The sequence below is a fragment of the Pseudomonas ceruminis genome, assembly GCF_021602025.1.
GTDB classification, from domain to species: Bacteria; Pseudomonadota; Gammaproteobacteria; order Pseudomonadales; family Pseudomonadaceae; genus Aquipseudomonas; species Aquipseudomonas ceruminis.
The window spans coordinates 191,360-210,329 of sequence record NZ_BQHW01000005.1 but is presented as its reverse complement, the minus strand read 5'-3'; the positions used below and the strand labels follow the sequence as shown (position 1 = coordinate 210,329).

The following is an 18,970-nucleotide window of genomic DNA, read 5'->3' as shown; positions in this document are numbered from 1 at the left end:
ACCGATCTGGCTTTTACTTGCAGCGTGAAGCGTGCTGCTTGAGGAACGACCAATGTCACAAGACCGCCGTTACAGTTTCGAATTTTTCCCGACCAAGACCGATGCCGGTCACGAGAAGCTGATGGCCGTCGCCCGTCAGCTAGCGACCTATAACCCCGACTTTTTCTCCTGCACCTATGGTGCCGGTGGCTCGACCCGCGACCGCACGCTCAATACCGTGCTGCAGCTGGAAAGCGAGGCCAAAGTCCCTGCCGCGCCGCACCTGTCGTGCGTGGGTGACACCAAGGAAGAGTTGCGCGCCCTGCTCGCCCAGTACCAGGCTGCCGGCATCAGGCGCATCGTCGCCCTGCGTGGCGACCTGCCGTCAGGCATGGGCATGGCCAGTGGCGAACTGCGTTACGCCAGCGACCTGGTCGAGTTCATCCGCCAGGAAACCGGTGACCACTTCCACCTGGAAGTGGCGGCCTATCCGGAAATGCACCCGCAGGCTCGCAACTTCGAGACCGACCTGGCCAATTTCGTGCACAAGGTCAAGGCCGGTGCCGACAGTGCCATCACCCAGTACTTCTTCAATGCCGACAGCTACTTCTACTTCGTAGAGCGCGCGCAGAAGCTGGGTGTGGATATTCCAGTGGTACCCGGCATCATGCCGATCACCAACTACAACAAGTTGGCGCGCTTCTCCGACGCGTGCGGTGCCGAGATCCCGCGCTGGATCCGCAAGCAACTGGAAGCCTATGCCGACGATGCCGCCAGCATTCAAGCCTTCGGTGAGGAAGTGATCAGCCACATGTGCGAGCAATTGCTGCAAGGCGGCGCGCCAGGTCTGCACTTCTATACCCTGAACCAGGCCGAAGCGAGCCTGGCGATCTGGAACAACCTGAAGCTGCCTCGCTGAAATCTTTTGGCAATATCCTATTCAGAAATGCTTAAGGCTTTAGTCATAGACTAAGGCCTTATTCATTTTCTGGTTCAACAGGTCATTGCCTGCAATGCAACTGCCCCCACCCTCGCGCCCCCAGCTGGTCTACCTGGCCTTCGGCCCAGCCACCTACCATCAGGAAGCCTGCTTCAGCATCGTCAGCGCCCTGGCCCATCTGGGCTCGCCGGCAGGCCAGGCCATGGACATCCAGGTCTACACCGACACTGCCGAGCCCTACGCCCAGCTACCGGTCACCGTCCACCTGCTCGATGAGGCCACGCGCCAGGCCTGGAACGCACCCCATGGCTACCATTTTCGCAGCAAGCACGTGCTGTTGCGCCAAGTGCTGCAGCAGCACCCGCTTGCCGTGCTGATCGATACCGACACCTTTTTCCGCACCTCGCCGATGCAGTTGTTCCAGCGCGTACGACCTGGCCACCTGCTGTGCAACATGATCGGTTCGCGCTACGGGGCCAACCAGCAGTGCCTGCTGTATAAAAACCTGCTCACCCTCCTCCAGCAACGTGGCCTGGCCGACTGCCGGATGCCGCTGATCAATTCAGGGGTCATCGGGCTGACCGCCGCAGACGCCGGAACACTGGAGCAGTCCATTGCCATGATGGACGAGTTTCACCCTCTGGCACGCTCTGCCTACACCCTGGAGGAGTTCTGCCTTGCGGTGGCTGCCTACCGCAAGCTGGCACTGGCCCAGTGCCCCGACGTCATTCACCATTACTGGAGCCGCAAGGCGCAGTTTCGCGCCAAGATCCAGGCCTGGTTGCGCAAGCACGCCGACGACCTGCTCAGTGAGGCAGCCCTGGCGGATGTCGCCCTGGTCAACGACCAACTGCCGCGGCCGCCCACCTTGCAACGCCTGGGCTACAAGGCCTTAAGCCTGACCATGCCCAGCCGCGAACGTCAGTTTGCCCGCGAGTTGCTGTATGGCTGCTACCCCTACCCCAACGAGTTCGACCGCGCCTGCGCGCCGGCCTGGTGGGACAAAGCGCTGCAAAACCTCAACGAACGGTACGGCCACATCGAGCCCGACCGGCTGCGCCAGTGCCTGCGTCATCCAGGCCTGCGTCTGTCGCTCGGTGCACGACGCAAGGATATCGAGGCACATTTGCTGAGAGCCTCCCAATCCTGAACCGCAGGCTCTGGCCTTGGGTTTGCCTTGCGCGTAATCTCGCGCCATGCCGCACATCGCCCGCCTGTTCTGCATCCTGCTGCTCGCCTGCCTGAGCCCCATGGCGCAGGGCGAACGCCTGCGCCTGGTAAGCGACGACTGGGCGCCCTACATCTACCAGGATGCAGGCCAGGCCAAGGGTATCGACTATGAAGTCACCACTGAAGTGTTCAGGCGCCTGGGCGTCGAGGTGGAGTGGCAATTCCTGCCCTGGAAACGCTGTCTGGCCATGATCGAGCAAGGGCTGGCCGATGGAATCATGGACATCTTCCAGGTCGATACGCGTAAGGCGTACCTGATCTACCCTCTGGAGCCGATGTCCAATGTCGAGTTCGTGCTGTACCAGGCCTCCGCCCGCCGCCACGCCATCGGCCAGCTCAGCGACCTCGCCGACCTGACCGTGGGCACGTCACCAGGCTATGCCTACAGCGCCGAATTCAATGAGGCGTCCAGTTTCAGGCGTGAAGCGGCGCCCAGCCAGGAAGCCAACTTCGGCAAGCTGATGCTTGGGCGTATCGACCTGCTGATCACCGACCGCCTGGTCGGCCGCTACCTACGCAAGCAATTGGGCCTTGAGCAGCAGATAGAAGAACTGCCGCTGGTGGTCAGCCGACAATCGCAATACCTGGGTTTGACCCGCAAACCCGGGCGCGAGGAACTGGCCCAGGCGTTTACCCAGGAGCTGCGGCGTTTCAAGCAGGAGGCGGCATTCACCACCATAATCCAACGCTATGTCAACGACGCTAGCCATCTTCCCGCCGCCGTTGAGCAGCAGGAAAGCAGCACGTTGCGATAGCTCTGTTATACTCGGGCCTTCCCGCCCGGCTCACGCCCGGACGCTCGGCCTCGCAACAGGCATCCCGATCAGCATCGACGCCCCTTTGGCGTCCACCCTGCGTTTTCCGGATGTGCAGTGAAAGCCCAGCTGGACCGGACGCGATCGCATCCCACCGATGCCCGTCGCGCCAGGCAGAATATCCCTACGGGCCCAGCCCACACGAGAACAGGATTGCCCATGTCCTTTGCTTCCCTCGGTCTCTCCGAGGCTCTTGTCCGCGCTATCGAGGCAGCGGGCTATACCCAGCCGACTCCGGTGCAACAGCGGGCGATTCCCGCCGTGTTGCAAGGCCGCGACCTGATGGTTGCCGCACAGACAGGTACCGGTAAAACCGGCGGCTTTGCCTTGCCGATCCTTGAGCGTCTGTTCCCGGCGGGCCACCCCGACAAGTCCCAACGCCACGGCCCGCGCCAACCGCGCGTGCTGGTGCTGACCCCGACCCGCGAACTGGCGGCTCAGGTGCATGACAGCTTCAAGGTATATGCCCGCGACCTGCCGCTGGTCAGTGCCTGCATTTTCGGCGGCGTTGGCATGAACCCGCAGATCCAGGCCATTGCCAAGGGCGTGGATGTCCTGGTGGCCTGCCCGGGCCGCCTGCTCGACCTCGCCGGGCAAGGTCGCGTCGACCTCGCCCACGTGGAAATCCTGGTCCTTGATGAAGCCGATCGCATGCTCGACATGGGCTTCATCCACGACGTCAAGAAGGTCCTCGCCCGCCTGCCGGCCAAACGCCAGAACCTGCTGTTCTCGGCCACCTTCTCCAAAGACATCACCGACCTGGCCGACAAGCTTCTGCACAACCCGGAGCGCATCGAGGTCACCCCACCGAACACCACGGTCGAACGTATCGAGCAGCGCGTCTATCGCCTGCCCGCCAGCCATAAGCGTGCACTGCTGGCACACCTGATCACGCTCGGTGCCTGGGAACAGGTCCTGGTGTTCACCCGTACCAAGCACGGCGCCAACCGCCTGGCCGAGTACCTGGAAAAGCACGGCCTGACCGCCGCCGCGATCCACGGCAACAAGAGCCAGAATGCACGCACCAAGGCACTGGCCGACTTCAAGGCCAACAATGTGCGAGTGCTGGTGGCGACCGACATCGCTGCCCGCGGCCTGGACATTGACCAATTGCCGCACGTGGTCAACTTCGAGCTGCCGAATGTCGAAGAAGATTATGTTCACCGTATCGGCCGTACCGGCCGTGCCGGGCGCTCGGGCGAGGCCATTTCCCTGGTTGCGCCAGATGAAGAGAAGCTGCTCAAGAGCATCGAGCGGGTCACCAAGCAGAAAATCGCCGACGGCGACCTGATGGGCTTCGACCCAAGCCAGGTGGAAGCCGAGAAGCCTGAAGTACGCGAACGCCCGCAGAACAACGGCCGCGGTGGCCGTAATCAGCAGTCGCGTGGCGACGGTGGCAAAGACGGCAGCGGTGGCCGCAAAGACAAAGGCAAGGACAGAGGCAAGGCCAAGCAGCAGGCTGCCGATAAGCCGGCCGACAAAGAAAAGGCCGGCGAAAAGCAGCAGCAACCGCGCAAGCCCCGGGACAAGAAACCCCGTCAGCAGCAGGCTGGCCAGAACGCCGCCCCTAAAGCACCCGCCGACCGTGCGCCGGATGAATTCCTGGACGACGAAATCGACAACTTCGGTAACCGTGCCGACTACGTCAGCCCGTACCAGAATGCCAAGAATCAGGGGCGCAACCGCCGCCCAGGTGGTGGCACCGGCCAAGCCCAGCAAGGCCAAGGTACCGGGCAACGCAGCAACGGCGGTGGCCAGGGCCGTAATGGCGGCCAGCCGCGCAACGCCAGTGGCGAGAAGCGTCCGCCGCGCAACAACAATGGTGGTGGCGCGCGCCGTGATGGCAACGGCGGTGGCCGCAACCGTTCGAGCGGCCGTGATGATGCGTCGCGCCAGGAACCGGCCGTGCGCAGCTCGCGCGAGCCGCAGAACCAGCCGGTGATCATCCGTAAGGAATCCAAGCTCGACCGCTACCCGACACCCGAGCAACTGGACGACCTGCCAAGCCGCCCGCGCGGTGAGCGCCCTGCGCTGCTGACCCGCAAGGGCTCGTAACGCAGCCGCAATAAAAAACGCCGCCCCATGGGCGGCGTTTTTTATTGCCTGAGCAATGGATTACTTCTGCTTCACGCCTTCGACGCTGATATCCAGATCAAGGGTCTGCGAGGTTGGGCCAGGGCCCTTGATGCCGAAGTCGTTCAGGTTCAGGGTCGTGGTGGCGTTGAAGCCTGCACGCTCGCCGCCCCATGGGTCCTTGCCCTCACCGTTGAAGGTGGCCTTGAAGGTCACCGGCTTGGTCACGCCGTGCAGGGTCAGGTCGCCGGTCACGTCAGCGGTCTTGTCGCCAGTGGACTTGACGCTGGTGGAGACGAACTTGGCTTCCGGGTATTTCTTCACGTCCAGGAAGTCGGCGCTGGCGATGTGCTTGTCACGCTCGGCGTGGTTCGACCACAGGCTGGCGGTTTTCAGGTCGACGGCGATCTTGCTGGCTTCAGGCTTGGCACTGTCCCAGGTGAAGTTACCGTCGAAGTCCTTGAATGTGCCATGGATGAAGCTGTAGCCCAGGTGGCTGATTTTCCAGTCGACGAACGCGTGCTGGCCTTCCTTGTCGATCTTGTACTCGGCGGCCATGGCCTGGCCAGCGGAGAGCAGAGCGGTACCGAGCGCCAGAGCGGCAAAAGTCTTTTTCAACATCCTTACTTCCTTCCTTTGCAATTGAGGTTGAGAGTCAAGCTTTGCGGCCCAGCATGCGGGTCAGGGTCGCGTCACGGTCGATGAAATGATGCTTGAGTGCGGCCAGGCCATGCAGCACGGCGAAAATCACCAGGCCCCATGCCAGCCAGAGATGAATCACACCCGCGAGGTCAGCCTGATCGGGTATGTCGCTGATCAGCGCCGGCACTTCGAACAAGCCGAACACCGGAATACCGACACCGTCGGCGGTGGAGATCAAGTAGCCGGCGATCATCACCGCGAACAGGCCCAGGTACAACGCCAGGTGGCCCAGCTTGGCTGCCACACGGGTGAATGCCCCGTGGTTGGCCGGTGCCGGGGGTGGCGGGCTGATGAAACGCCAGACTACGCGCAGCAGCATGACCGCCAACAATACCAGGCCGATACTCTTGTGCAGGTCCGGGCCGGCCTTGCGCCAGGGGCTGTAGTAGTCGAGGCCGACCATCCACAAACCCAGGCCGAACAGGCCAAAGACCGCCAGCGCCACACCCCAGTGCAGAACAATGCTGACCACGCCATAACGAGAAGTTGAATTACGCAGTTGCATGATGACGTGTTTCCCCGTGAAAGCTGTGCACAGACTAACGCGTAACGTATCGAATAAAAGCGGAAAAAATTGCTTCGGATTATCGAGAAATCCGATATTTAGTGTGTGAGTTTGCTATTAAGGAAACATTAACAATAGCGGGGAATTGTAAGTTGTCAGGTCATGACCCTGCCGCCTTTTTGCGGCGGCAGGGTCATGATAGACCTCAGTTGGCCTTGGCCTGAGCGTCGGTCACTGGCTTCTTGGCGGGGTCTGACTTGGCATTGGCCTTCTTGGCCTCGGCCGGCTTGTGCGTCTGCTTGGGCGCAGGCTTGTGCGCCGGCGCATGTTTGGCAGGTGCGGCCTTGGTCGCGGCCGGCTTGGCAGGCGCTTGCTGGGCGACCGCTGCCGGCGCAACCGGCGCTGGCGCTGGCGGGGCGGCAGGGGTAGGCACTGGCGCCACATCCTCGGCCTTGGCAACCGGCGCGGCTTTGGCCTCAGGCTTGTCAGCCCCCCCGAACAGACGCGAGAAGAAGCCAGGCTTGTCCTGCTTGGCTTCTTCGGCATTCGCAGGTGCTGCTTTCACAGGCGCTTTCTCGGTCTTGTCACCCTTGTCGGACGCGCCACCAAACAGGTTGGAGAAGAACCCGCCCTTGTCTTTCGCGGCCACCGCACCCGCTGCCGCCGCAGCTGCCACGGGCGCCGCCTTGGCCGGGTCGAAGGACTTGCCGGCCAGCAGGTCCTGCACCTGGCTGGCCGCCCGCTGGCCGCTGCGCAGGGCGCCCTCCAGCGTGCCTGGGTAGAGTGCGTCGGTGTGTTCACCGGCAAATGCAATACGCTGCACCGGGCGCTCCCACAGGCGCCAGTACTTGCTGATCTGCCCTGGGCCATACGCCAGGTAGGCACCGCCTGTCCCAGCGTCGGTGCTGTAGCGTTTGACCTCATAACCGGTGAACGCGCCACGAGCCTGGGGGTAGAACGCGTGCAGACGGATCAGCACCTGGTCGACCATCTGCTTGTCACCAAAGGCTTGGAGCAGGCGGGCATTGTCGCCAGACAGGTTGATCACCACGTTGGCGCCGCCCTTGAGGGCCGGCTCGATCCACAGCATTCCGAGGCCGGCGTTACTGAAGATTTCACCAGACATGCGCGCCCGGCTCTCCCACACCGGCTGCTTGAACTTGAGCATCAACTGGTCGCGCCAGCCGTAATTGGTGCCCTTGAGCGCCGCCAGGTGCTGGTTGTCCAGCCCCGGGGTGATCTGGATCTTGGCCAGCGCACGCAGCGGCACCGCCATCACCAGGTAATCGGCCTGATAACCGACACTGCCGACCTTGACCGTCACACCGTCCTTGTCCTGGACGATGGCGGTGACCGGTGAACTGGTCTTGATGGTTTTGAGCTGCTTGACGAAGGCCTGGGCCAGCACCGGGCTGCCGCCAGGCAAACGCGCCGCACGCAGATCGCGGTCACTGACACCGCGGTACACACGGTTCTGTTGGGCGAAGTAAAGCAGCGACAGGCGCGAAGGCTCATCGTAACGGGTACGAATCTGCTGGTTGATCAATTGCCGCGCGGTGGCTGGCAGTTGCAGCTTGTCGAGCCAGGAAGACACGTTGATCTGGTCGAGCGCGAACAGGGTGCTGGTTGCCTGCGGGTTGAGCGGGTCATCGATCGAGCGGGCGAGGTCATCGAGGGTTTTCTCGTAACGCTTGAGCGCTTCGGCCGTCGCCGGCTGCTTGGTGGCCAGGTCGGTGGCGCTGAAGTATTCACCGTCGATCAGATAGCCTGGGGTACGCACGAACTCCGGCGCAGGCAGTGTTTCAAGCTTGAAGCGGTCCAGGTACTGGTTGAGTACCGGCTGGGCCTTGCCGTTGCCGATCCATTCGCTGGTGGCCAGGCCCGAGCGCCCACCCATGCCCGACTTGGCCTCCAGCAGGGTAACCTGCCAGCCTTTGTTCTGCAGTTCGTAAGCTGCGGTCAGGCCTGCCAGGCCACCTCCGACCACGATTGCCGAAGGTGTCTTGTCCTTTGCCAGCGCGGCGCCGCTGGACACACCGATCAATACCAACGCGCACAGGCGCACCCAAGCAGCAGCCATGATGGCGAACTCCGAGTCAGACGTTACAGAAATGGGAAGAGGCAGAAACGCCCCGAGCGACAATGCGTTAAGAATACGTCAGGTCTGCAGACCCTGCCAGCACAGCGATATCAAGTGCCTTTGGCAACAGGTATTTTTGTCATCGGCCTGGCCAAGGGCCGCCATGACCTTCTGATCCGCTTGCCCGACAGGTCGCCTGCGACCACCAGCGGTTGTCCTGCCTCCCGGCATTGCTTAGGCTTACGCGGTCTACCCAAGCCGCAACGCCAGGAGAAGTGCCCATGGGCCTCAACGATCAGTGGATGCAACGTGACCTCAAGGTCCTGTGGCACCCCTGTACCCAGATGAAAGACCACGAGCAGCTACCGCTGATCCCGATCAAGCGCGGCGAGGGGGTATGGCTCGAGGACTTCGAGGGCAAGCGCTACCTGGATGCGGTCAGCAGCTGGTGGGTCAACGTGTTCGGCCATGCCAACCCGCGCATCAACCAGCGCATCAAGGACCAGGTCGATCAGCTCGAGCATGTGATCCTCGCCGGTTTCAGCCACCAACCCGTGATCGAGCTGTCCGAGCGCCTGGTGGCCATGACGCCGGCCGGGCTGGATCGGGTGTTCTATGCCGACAATGGCTCGTCGTGCATCGAAGTGGCGCTGAAAATGAGCTTCCACTACTGGCAGAACATCGGCAAACCGGCCAAAAAACGCTTTGTCACCCTGACCAACAGCTACCACGGCGAAACCATCGCTGCCATGTCGGTCGGCGACGTACCGCTGTTCACCGAAACCTACAAGGCGTTGCTGCTCGACACCCTCAAGGTCCCCAGCCCGGACTGCTACCTGCGCCCTGAAGGGATGGGTTGGGAAGAACACTCGCGCAACCTGTTCGCGGTCATGGAACAGACCCTGGCCGAACACCACGACACCCTCGCGGCGGTGATCATCGAACCGTTGATCCAGGGCGCCGGAGGCATGCGCATGTATCATCCGGTCTACCTCAAGCTGCTGCGCGAGGCCTGCGACCGTTATGGGGTACACCTGATCCATGACGAAATCGCCGTTGGCTTCGGCCGCACCGGCACGATGTTCGCGTGCGAACAGGCCGGTATCCGCCCCGACTTCCTGTGTCTGTCCAAGGCGTTGACGGGCGGCTACCTGCCGCTGGCCGCCTGCCTGACAACCGACACCGTGTATCAGGCGTTCTACGACGACTACCCGACCCTGCGGGCGTTCCTCCACTCGCACAGTTACACCGGTAACCCGTTGGCCTGCGCCGCCGCCTTGGCGACCCTGGACATCTTCGAGCAGGACAACGTGATCGAGGCCAACAAGGCGCTGTCCGCACGCATGGCCAGTGCCACGGCGCACCTGGCCGACCATGCCCACGTCGCGGAAATCCGCCAGACCGGCATGGCCCTGGCCATCGAAATGGTACAGGACAAGGCCGGCAAGGTGGCCTACCCCTGGCAGGAGCGCCGTGGCCTGAAAGTATTCGAGCATGCCCTGACCCGCGGCGCCTTGCTGCGTCCGCTGGGCAGCGTGGTGTATTTCCTGCCGCCGTATGTGATCACGCCCGAGCAGATCAACTTCCTGGCGGATGTCGCCAGCGAAGGCATCGACATCGCCACCCGCGAGAGCGTCAGTGTCGCCGTGCCGGCCAACTTCCACCCCGATTTCCGCGACCCGGGCTAGGCCCGAAAGCGCGTCACGCGACTTTCCCTGCCGGAGCGGGCTTGCCTGTCCCTGCAGGGGATCTGTGTACCTCTTTTACCGAGCAAAACCATGAGACTGTCCCGCTTCTTCATCGACGCCCCCCTGAGCCTTGGCGAGCACGAGCTGCCCGAGGCCCAGGCCCATTACATCGGCCGCGTATTGCGCATGGCACCCGGCGATGCCGTGCAACTGTTCGACGGCAGCGGCCAGGAGTTTCTTGGCCAGTTGCTCGAAGTGGGTAAAAAAAGCGTGCGCGTGAGTCTCGACCAGGCCCTCGCCGGTCAGGCGGACTCACCCTTGCATATCCACCTCGGCCAGGGCCTGTCCCGCGGCGAACGCATGGATTGGGCGATCCAGAAGGCGACCGAACTGGGCGCCAATGAAATCACCCCGATCGTCAGCGAACGCTGCGAAGTGCGCCTAAAAGACGAGCGCGCGGACAAACGCCTCGCCCACTGGCGCCAAGTGGCCATCAGCGCCTGCGAACAATGCGGCCGCTCGACCTTGCCGATCATCCATCCACCCGTGACCTTGGCCGAATGGCTGCAGGGCAGCGAAGCCGACCTGAAGCTGGTGCTGCACCCGGTCGCCGAGCCCCTGACCCGCCATGAAAAGCCGGCGCGCCTGGCCTTTCTCATCGGCCCCGAAGGCGGTTTGAGCGACACCGAGGTCGAACAGGCGAAGGCCGCTGGCTTCCACGCCGCACGCCTGGGCCCGCGCGTATTGCGCACCGAAACGGCGCCCGTGGTGGCGCTGTCGGTTGCGCAGCAGCTGTGGGGCGACTTCTAACGCACGTACAGCGACACCGCCACGAAGTGCATCAGGCTGCCGGCAATCACGAACAGGTGCCAGATGCCATGCCAGTGGCGGAAGCGGCTGTCGAACGCAAAGAAGATGATACCCACCGTGTAGAACACGCCACCGGCCGCCAGCCAGGCGAAACCGGCAGTACCCAGGCTTTGCAGCAGCGGTTTTACTGCTACCAGGACGATCCAGCCCATCACCGCATAGATGATGATCGAGAGGATGCGCGCCTCTGAGCGCGGCTTGATTTCCTGCAGCATGCCGATCACGGCCAGGCCCCAGACCACGCCGAACAGGCTCCAGCCCCAAGGCCCACGCAGGCTGACCAGGCAAAAGGGTGTGTAACTACCTGCGATCAGCAGGTAGATCGACAGGTGATCGAGCTTGCGCATGATCACCTTCGCCTTGCCGCGGGTGCTGTGATAGAGGGTGGAAATGCTGTAGAGCAGCAGCAATGTGCCGCCGTAGATAGAGAAACTGACGATCTTCCATGGGTCGCCCTGCAGGCCCGCGACCACGATCAGCCAGATGCCACCAATACAGGCCAGGACGGCACCGATCAGGTGGGTCCAGGCGTTGAAGCGTTCACCGTAATACATGCAAACACAGACCTCCTTGAGTGGGCTGGGTTCCTTCTGTAGTCAGTTGCGGCCTCTTCGCGGGTAACCCCGCCCCCTCGGTGTGCCACTTATCTCGCGGCAGCGGTGTACCCGCGAAGCGGCCGTCAACTGCACATCCTAACCACGGACAGGTTGCAGTTGCGCGTCTCGCACCAGCCGTTCCAGCCCGACCAAATCCGGCACCCGCGCCACCTGCTCGCCCACCTGTACAGCGGCGAGTTCCAAGCTGCCCAGTGGCACATCCACATAGTTGAGCTGGCTGTCGAGCTTGCACGAGCGTGGAATGTCCTGCAGCAGTACGGCCAGGTAGCGCAGGCCAGTATCGCCCAAGGCATTCAGCACCACGATTCGCGCACGCTCGCCGCAGGGCGTCTGGCCGCCGCAAGCAGCCTCGAAACCGATCAGCGGCAGATGTTGCTGGCGCCAGTCGATCCACCCCAGATGCCAGGGCAGCTCCCCTGGCTGGCAGAGCAAATTGCGCTGGCCAATCAACTCGGCCACGGCCACGTTCGGCAGCACCAGCGTGCGGTCCCCCAATGGCAGCAACAGGCCCGTCAGGCTGCTGCGCTGGCCTGCGATCAACTCAAGCATGGGCGTGGCTCCAGTGGGCAATGCTCTGCAACAGCACCGATTCCTGATACGGCTTGCCCAGGTAGTCGTTGACGCCGATGGCCATGGCCCGGTCGCGGTGCTTCTGGCCGGTACGTGAAGTGATCATGATGATCGGCAAGTCTTTCAGCCGCTCATCGCGACGAATGCGGGTGGCCACCTCGAAGCCGTCCATGCGCGGCATCTCGATATCCAGCAACAACACGTCTGGGCGGTGCTCCTCCAGCAAGGTCATGGCATCGACCCCATCCTTGGCCGTCAGTACCGTCATGCCGTGGCGCTCGAGCAGGCGGCTGGTGACCTTGCGCACGGTCACCGAGTCATCCACCACCATCACCAGTGTCGCGCGCCGCGGTGCCGGCCCGAACAGCGTACGCTGCACCCCGCTTCCGCCGGGCAGGCGCGCCAGGCGACGCTGCTGGCCGCGCAACTGCCCCAGCAAGTCGAGAATCAGCACGACCCGGCCATCACCCAGCAGGGTCGCACCCGACAGCCCGGGCACTGCGGCAAACTGCGGGCCCAGGCTCTTGACCACGATCTCGCGGCTGGGCGACATGCTGTCCACCTGAATGGCGAACGACTGTTCCTGGGAATGCACCAGCAACACCGGCAGCGGCACACTCTGCCCAAGCAGGCCTGGCCGTGGCAAACCTTGCAACAACTCACCCAGGTAGCGCAGCTCATACGCGTGGCCGGCATACACATAACGGGGCGTTTCCAGCTGGTAGCAGGCGGCCAGCTCGGCCGGCGGCACGCGCACGATGCCTTCGATGGTATTGAGCGGGATCGCGTACTGCTCCTCACCCAGGTGCACCATCAACGCACGGTTGATCGACACGGTGAAAGGCAGGCGAATCAGGAAGCGCGCCCCCTTGCCCTGGGCCGACTCGATGCTCATCGAACCCCCCAGTTGCTTGACCTCTTCGTGCACGACGTCCATGCCCAGGCCACGGCCAGAAATCTGCGTGATCTTTTCTGCAGTGGAAAACCCTGGGCGCAGGATGAACTGCAGAATCTCGTGGTCGCTCAGGTGCGCCTGCGGGTCCAGCAGGCCGCGCTTGATCGCCTTGCGCCGCACCGCCTCCAATGGCACGCCTGCACCGTCGTCGGTCATCTCGATGACGATGTCGGCGCCTTCGTGCAGCAAATTCAGGTGGATGATGCCTTGCTCCGGCTTGCCGACCGCCAGGCGTGCCTCACGGGCCTCCAGGCCATGGTCGACGGCATTGCGCAGCATGTGCTCGAGCGGCGCAACCATGCGCTCCAGTACGCTGCGGTCCAGCTCACCTTCGGCATTGCCCACCACCAGCTCGACCTGCTTGCCCAACTCGGCCGCCACCTGGCGCACCACCCGCTGCAAACGGGGCACCAGGCGTTCGAACGGCACCATCAAGGTGGCGGTCAGGCCTTCCTGCAGCTGGCTGTTCACCCGCGCCTGTTGTTGCAGCAGGTTGTGCGCTTCCTGGGCACGCTGAGCCAGGGTTTCCTTCAAGTCGAGCAAGTCCGATGCCGACTCGAACAGCGCCCGCGACAACTGCTGCAACTGGGAATGCCGGTCCATTTCCAGAGGGTCGAAGTCTTCGTACGCATCGCCCTCGAACGGCTGCCGGCTGCTGACCCGCCCTTGGGTCTCGATATCCAGGCGCAGCAATTGGTCGCGCATACGCTCCAGGGTGGTTTCCATTTCGCTCAGGGCGAACTGGGCATCGTTGACCTGTTGCTCGATGCGCCCACGGATCACCGAATGCTCGCCCGCCAGGTTGCCCAGGTCGTCGAGCAGTTCGGCGTCAACCTTGACCATATCCCCGGCGACACGCTCCGGCGTTGCAGCAGGCACCTCCGCAGGGGTTGCCTCCGCCGGAGCCTGGCCGGCGGCGCTGTCGGTCAGGGCCGCACTGCTGAAGTTGCGGATGTAGTCGATCAAGGCGGTGGCCGCATGCAGCGGCTGGCCCAGGCGCACGGCATCGAGCATGTGCGCCAGGCGGTCATGGCAGTTCTGCAACAAGGCGAACAGCGGCGCGCTCGGCGGCAAACGCCCGGCAGCCAGCAACTCGTAAAGGAATTCCAGCTCGTGGGCGAGGTCGCCAATGGCGGTGATCTCGACCATGCGAGCGCCACCTTTGAGCGTGTGCAGGTCACGCAGCAGGTTCTCGACCTCGACACTGTTGCGTGGGTCGGCCTGCCAGCGCGCCAGTGCGGCGGCGGCACTTTCCACGATGTCGGAGCTTTCTTCGAGGAACACCTCCAGCAGCTCTTTGTCGCCAGGGCTGTCAGCCTCATCAACCAGCCCCAGCGATGCTGGCAAGGGGGTCACCGAGCCAGGTGCCACCAGGCCGGTGGCATCCGGCGCCAGCGCCCCCTCCAGCAGCCCGCGCAAGCCCTCGATACAATCTGGGCGCGGCGTCGGCTCCTGACCCGCGGCGACCTCGTCGAGCATGTCCAGCAGCGCCTCGTGGGCCTGGCGAGCCTGGGCGAAAAAGTGCATATCGGCGCCCAGGCTGCCCTCTTCCACCGCGCCATACAGGTCCAGCAGCGCCTCGCAGACATCGTCCAGCTGCCACAAGTCGACCAGGTGTGCGCCATGGCACAGCGTGGTCAACTCATCCAGCAACGTCTCCAGTGACTGGCGCTGGCCCGGCTGCTCCTGCCAGCGCGACAGCAGCGACTCGGCATCCAGCAGGATGTCCATGGCCTGGGCAAGAAAACTGGCGATCAGTTGCGGGTCCCGCTTGCCCCGGCGTACCGGCTGCGTGGCGTCATGCAAGCTTGCCAGGCGAGTATCCACAGCCTCGCCGACCTGCTCGATGAGCGACGCCGCGCCAGGGAGGGCCGCCAGCGGCGTGCTGCCAAGCTGCGCCAGGCCTTGGTGGAACAAGGCCCGCGCCGCTTCCAGCCATTCCAGTTCAGCCCCCTGCAACGGCACCTGGTGGCCTCTGTACTCACGCACCAGTCGATCGAAGGCGGTGGCCAGCTCGGCGACGGGCATGACCCCAGCCATGGCGGCGCTGCCCTTGAGTGTGTGCAAAGCGCGCTGCAGACCGTCACTGACCGGCGTGTCGTGGCCATCGGCAGCCTGCAGGAATGCCTCCAGACTGGCCAGATGGCCCTGGGCCTCGGTGCGGAAAATCTCCAGCAAGCGTGGGTCGAGGCCATCGATCTCGCTACCCGCCAGTGAATCGTTCTCTGCCAAGGCATGCAGGTGGCTGGCCAGTTGCTCGATTTCGGTCACTTGTGGCATCTGGCCTGCTGCAAAATCTGCCAGCAGATCGGGTAAATGCACGACCACCTGCTGCAGCGCCACCACGGCCTCGGGCGCCAGCGCGATACGCCCTTCCAGCACCCGGTTGAGCAGGTGCTCGCCGCCCCAGGCCAGCTCGGCCACCGCTTCGGCATGGACCATGCGGCCACTGCCTTTGAGCGTGTGCAAGTCGCGGCGCACCTCTACCAGGGCATCGCGCAGTGAATTGTCGGCGCGCCAGCGCAACCAGTGGCGCTCGATCTCCGGCAACAGTTCGCTCGCCTCTTCGAGGAACACCTCGCGCAATTGATCATCGATACCATCGCCGCCGTCCTGCAGGTGGGCCGTATCGCCAAGCGCGCATTGCACGCCCAGTGCTGCCAGGCTGGCGCGCGCCATGTCGAGGAAGGGTTGGCCATCTGCCAACGGGTCTGCTACCCGCCATTGCAGGTAGCATTCTCCAGCACTCAGGGCCTCGGCCAAATGGTCCAGTTCATCTGCCGGGGGCTCGGTTTCCAGGTGCTGCAACCAGCCTTGCACATAGCCAGCACAGCCTGCGAACACCTCAGCAGCGGCCGGCAGCATCAGCATCGCCAGCGCCCCGCGCACCTGCTGCAACAGCCCCGGCAGTGGTTGCAGACGCTGGCGCGGCCAGCCCGACTCCAGGCAATCACCGATCAAGTCCTTGGCCTGCTGCAGCACGGCCAAGGCTTCGCTCAGCACCAATTGCCGGATTTCGGCCAGGTCAGAGCCTGGCAGGCCACCTTGCCCACCCTCGTCGAGCGGGCCAACCATGCCATTGAGGCTGGCCTCTACATACAGCAGGGCACCGGCCACATCCATGAGCACCGCGTCATCCACGGAGCGTTCACCCTGGGCCAGGGCTTGCAGGGCCAGTACCTGGTCGATGATGACCCGCCGTGGTTGCTGAAAGCCCAGCACCGCGAGGGTGTCGGCAACGTGGCGCAGGGGCGCCAGCAGGCTGTCGAGCTGCTCGCTGTGCTGGCGGTCACCCCGCACGAACTGGTCCAGGCGCTCCTTGATCCGCATCAGGTCGTCGCACAAGGCAGTGACGACCGATCGCAGGGCATCGCGGCCCGGCCCTGCCTGAATCTGCTCGCGCCAATTCCCCAGCGACAGGTCAAGGTTGGCCAGGTCGTCGGAGCCTGCAAAGCGCTGGGCTGCGCCACTGATCAGGCTGCCCTGGGCCAAGGGCTCGACCCCGCGACAGGCGCGCAGCTGGTTGAGCAATGGCAGCATCACCAAGGGCAGGTCATGACGCGCCCCGCGCAACCGCTCCAGGTACGACGGCAACTGCTCCAGGCCGCGAAACAGTGGGCCCAGGCAATCACCGCGCGGGCTGACATGGCCCTCGGCCATGGCCCTGGCCAACAGTTCCAGTTCTTCGGCCAGGCGCGTGGCACCGCGCAGTTCGAGCATGCGCAGGCAGCCGTGCACCTGGTGCAGGTTATCCACCACGAACGCCAGTATCGACAGGTCGCCCGTCTCCCCGGCAAAGCGCTCCAGGGCCTGACGTGCCTGGCCCAGGCAATCGAGGATCGCCGCCCTGGTCCAGGCCAGGGCGACCGTGTCGTGGCGTTCGGGGCTTACTGCTGCTGAAGCCATGGATGATCCCTCAGCGCCGCTCGGCGGGTGCCGGCAAGGTGAAACCGGACACCGACCGGCGCATTTCGCTGGCCATGCGTGCCAGGTGGCGGATGCTATCGGCCGTGGCGCCAGAACCGGCGGAGGTCTGTGCAGTAATCTGCTGAATCACCGCCATGGTGTGGGAAATCTGCCCTGCCGAGGAGGTTTGCAACTGGGCAGCGTCGGAGATGCTGTGGATAAGTTCGGCGAGGGTTTGCGAAACCCCTTCGATTTCGGCCAGTGCAACCCCGGCATCCTGCGCCAGGCGTGCGCCACGGACCACTTCGGCGGTGGTCTGCTCCATCGAGATCACCGCCTCGTTGGTGTCGGCCTGAATGGTCCGCACCAGCGCCTCGATCTGCCGCGTCGCCGAAGACGAACGCTCTGCCAGACGCTGCACTTCGTCGGCGACCACGGCAAACCCTCGGCCTGCCTCACCTGCCAGCGATGCCTGGATGGCCGCGTTCAGGGCAAGAATGTTGGTCTGGTCGGCAATGTCGTCGATCAGGCTGACGATGTCGCCGATCTCTTGCGAAGACTCACCCAGGCGCTTGATCCGCTTGGCGGTGTCCTGGATCTGCTCGCGAATGTTGTCCATGCCATTGATGGTGTTGTGCACCACCTCGTTACCCTTGTTGGCGATCGCCACCGAACGCTCGGCCACCTTGGCCGACTCGTAGGCATGTGCCGACACCCGGTCGATCGATTCGACCATGTCACCCACGGCTTCGGACGCCTCGCTGATCTGCTCGGCCTGGTGTTCCGAAGCCTTGGCCAGCTGGCGTGCGGTGTTCTGCGTATCCTGCACGGCCGCCGCCACTTGTTCGGCACTGTGGTTGATGGTGGCCACCAGGTCGCGCAACTGGTCGACGGAATAGTTGATCGAGTCGGCGATGGCACCGGTAAAGTCCTCGGTAACCGACACGGTCACGGTCAGGTCACCGTCGGCGAGCTCTTCGATTTCATCGAGCAGGCGCATGATCGCCTGCTGGTTGCGCTCGTTCTTCTCAGCCGTTTCGTGCAGTTGCCTGTGGGTGGTGCGCACCATTACCAGGCCGATAAGGATGATCGAGGCCAGCGCCAGCAGGCCCAGGGCATAACCACCGACGGTATCGAGGGTGCGCCCGGCGGCCAGGTTCTCGAAACTGTTGGCCAGGTGTGACGCTTCGTCGAGCAGGGTCTGCGACAGGCTGAAGATGTTGCCGGCCGCTTCACGCACGCGGAACAGTTCTGGCGAGGTTTCGAGGATTTCATCCACCGAGCCTGCAACGAACTGGAACAACTCGGCGATTTCGGCCAGACGGGCCCGGGCGTCGGCGTCTTCGACCCGGGTGACCTGGATGGCCGGGTTGCCCCCGAGCATCCCCTCGAGCACTTGGCCGAAGCGGTTTGCATCGCGACCGAAGGCATCGGCGGCCTGCGCGGCGGTATCGTCGCCGGCCAGCACGGTATTGACCGAGCCAAGAATGCGTTCGGCAAGCAGCAACTGGCGCTGGGCCACCACTACCTGATTGGCCGGGGCGCCGCTTTGCAGCAGGATTTCGACCACCTTTTCGTACTCGACCTGCAGTTGCGGCACGGTTTCAGCGAGCGTGGCTGCCACCTGGTGCAACGAAAGCACGGTCTGTTCGCTGGCAAGAATGGTGTCGGTGTTCTTGCGCAGGTTTTCCCAATCCTGCCGCACCGCTTCCATTTCATCCTTCACGGTGGCCGGCGCCGCCGGTAGACCGGTGGACTTGTCGCCTTCGCGCAAGTAGCTCCAGCGCCGCTCGAAGTCGTTGCGCGCATCCGACAGCAGCTTGAATGCCAGGGCCTTGCCGGCCGCTGCCTCGGTAGCGTTCTTGGCAATCCGCTGGGACAACACGCGCAACTCGCCGGCATGGCCGATGTACTGCTTGTCGTGATTGGACTGGGTGTTGAGATACGCGAAATTGGCGAACAGCAGGATGATCGACAGGATCAGCACCACGAACAGCACGGTGATCTGCACGATACTGCGGGTGCGCGGGGTCATGCTGG

The 18,970-nt window shown here is 63.7% G+C and carries 13 protein-coding genes; 6 read left to right on the top strand and 7 right to left on the bottom strand.

Going from position 1 to position 18,970, the window contains the following annotated elements; genetic code table 11:
- Positions 1-52 precede the first annotated feature (52 nt).
- The 4 genes from metF (at position 53) to L6D80_RS08435 (ending at position 5,019) form a co-directional block, all read left to right on the top strand.
- On the top strand, positions 53-898 hold the full coding sequence (metF, locus tag L6D80_RS08450) for a methylenetetrahydrofolate reductase [NAD(P)H] (protein WP_054900305.1): 846 nt from the start codon (positions 53-55) through the stop codon (positions 896-898).
- A gap of 94 nt (positions 899-992) precedes the next feature.
- Positions 993-2,069: a hypothetical protein gene (locus L6D80_RS08445; protein ID WP_176512557.1), complete on the top strand. Its 1,077-nt coding sequence runs from the start codon at positions 993-995 to the stop codon at positions 2,067-2,069.
- Between the two features lie 46 nt (positions 2,070-2,115).
- The gene (locus tag L6D80_RS08440; RefSeq protein ID WP_054900307.1) at positions 2,116-2,904 is read left to right on the top strand and encodes a substrate-binding periplasmic protein; all 789 of its coding nucleotides are present in this window, start codon (positions 2,116-2,118) and stop codon (positions 2,902-2,904) included.
- 219 nt (positions 2,905-3,123) lie between these two features.
- Positions 3,124-5,019: an RNA helicase RhlE2 gene (locus tag L6D80_RS08435; protein WP_176512558.1), complete on the top strand. Its 1,896-nt coding sequence runs from the start codon at positions 3,124-3,126 to the stop codon at positions 5,017-5,019.
- 60 nt (positions 5,020-5,079) lie between these two features.
- Here the strand turns inward: L6D80_RS08435 and L6D80_RS08430 are convergent, their stop codons facing one another.
- The 3 genes from L6D80_RS08430 to L6D80_RS08420 form a co-directional block, all read right to left on the bottom strand.
- Entirely contained in the window at positions 5,080-5,658 is a 579-nt protein-coding gene (locus L6D80_RS08430) for a YceI family protein (protein WP_054900309.1), read from the bottom strand.
- A gap of 34 nt (positions 5,659-5,692) precedes the next feature.
- On the bottom strand, positions 5,693-6,244 hold the full coding sequence (locus tag L6D80_RS08425; protein WP_054900310.1) for a cytochrome b: 552 nt from the start codon (positions 6,242-6,244) through the stop codon (positions 5,693-5,695).
- Between the two features lie 205 nt (positions 6,245-6,449).
- Complete coding sequence (locus tag L6D80_RS08420) at positions 6,450-8,324, bottom strand: flavin monoamine oxidase family protein (protein WP_176512559.1); 1,875 nt, start codon at positions 8,322-8,324, stop codon at positions 6,450-6,452.
- A 281-nt stretch (positions 8,325-8,605) separates the two neighbouring features.
- On the opposite strand from L6D80_RS08420, the gene L6D80_RS08415 reads away from it, so the two are divergent.
- Positions 8,606-10,012, top strand: a complete 1,407-nt coding sequence (locus L6D80_RS08415) for an adenosylmethionine--8-amino-7-oxononanoate transaminase (protein ID WP_176512560.1) — start codon at positions 8,606-8,608, stop codon at positions 10,010-10,012.
- A gap of 90 nt (positions 10,013-10,102) precedes the next feature.
- Complete coding sequence (locus L6D80_RS08410) at positions 10,103-10,822, top strand: 16S rRNA (uracil(1498)-N(3))-methyltransferase (protein WP_176512561.1); 720 nt, start codon at positions 10,103-10,105, stop codon at positions 10,820-10,822.
- Here L6D80_RS08410 and trhA read toward each other — a convergent pair.
- The 4 genes from trhA to L6D80_RS08390 all read right to left on the bottom strand — a co-directional run bounded on the left by trhA (position 10,819) and on the right by L6D80_RS08390 (position 18,965).
- A complete protein-coding gene (gene trhA / locus L6D80_RS08405; protein WP_176512562.1) occupies positions 10,819-11,436 on the bottom strand; it encodes a PAQR family membrane homeostasis protein TrhA in 618 nt (205 codons plus the stop codon). The two genes, L6D80_RS08410 and trhA, sit on opposite strands and share 4 nt — an antisense overlap.
- A gap of 138 nt (positions 11,437-11,574) precedes the next feature.
- A complete protein-coding gene (locus tag L6D80_RS08400; RefSeq protein ID WP_176512563.1) occupies positions 11,575-12,048 on the bottom strand; it encodes a chemotaxis protein CheW in 474 nt (157 codons plus the stop codon).
- Positions 12,041-16,930 (bottom strand): hybrid sensor histidine kinase/response regulator, encoded by a 4,890-nt coding sequence (locus L6D80_RS08395; RefSeq protein WP_176512564.1) that lies wholly within the window; start codon positions 16,928-16,930, stop codon positions 12,041-12,043. The genes L6D80_RS08400 and L6D80_RS08395 overlap by 8 nt, the downstream gene beginning before the upstream one ends.
- 10 nt (positions 16,931-16,940) lie before the next feature.
- Positions 16,941-18,965 (bottom strand): methyl-accepting chemotaxis protein, encoded by a 2,025-nt coding sequence (locus L6D80_RS08390; protein WP_220462373.1) that lies wholly within the window; start codon positions 18,963-18,965, stop codon positions 16,941-16,943.
- Between the last annotated feature and the right edge of the window lie 5 nt (positions 18,966-18,970).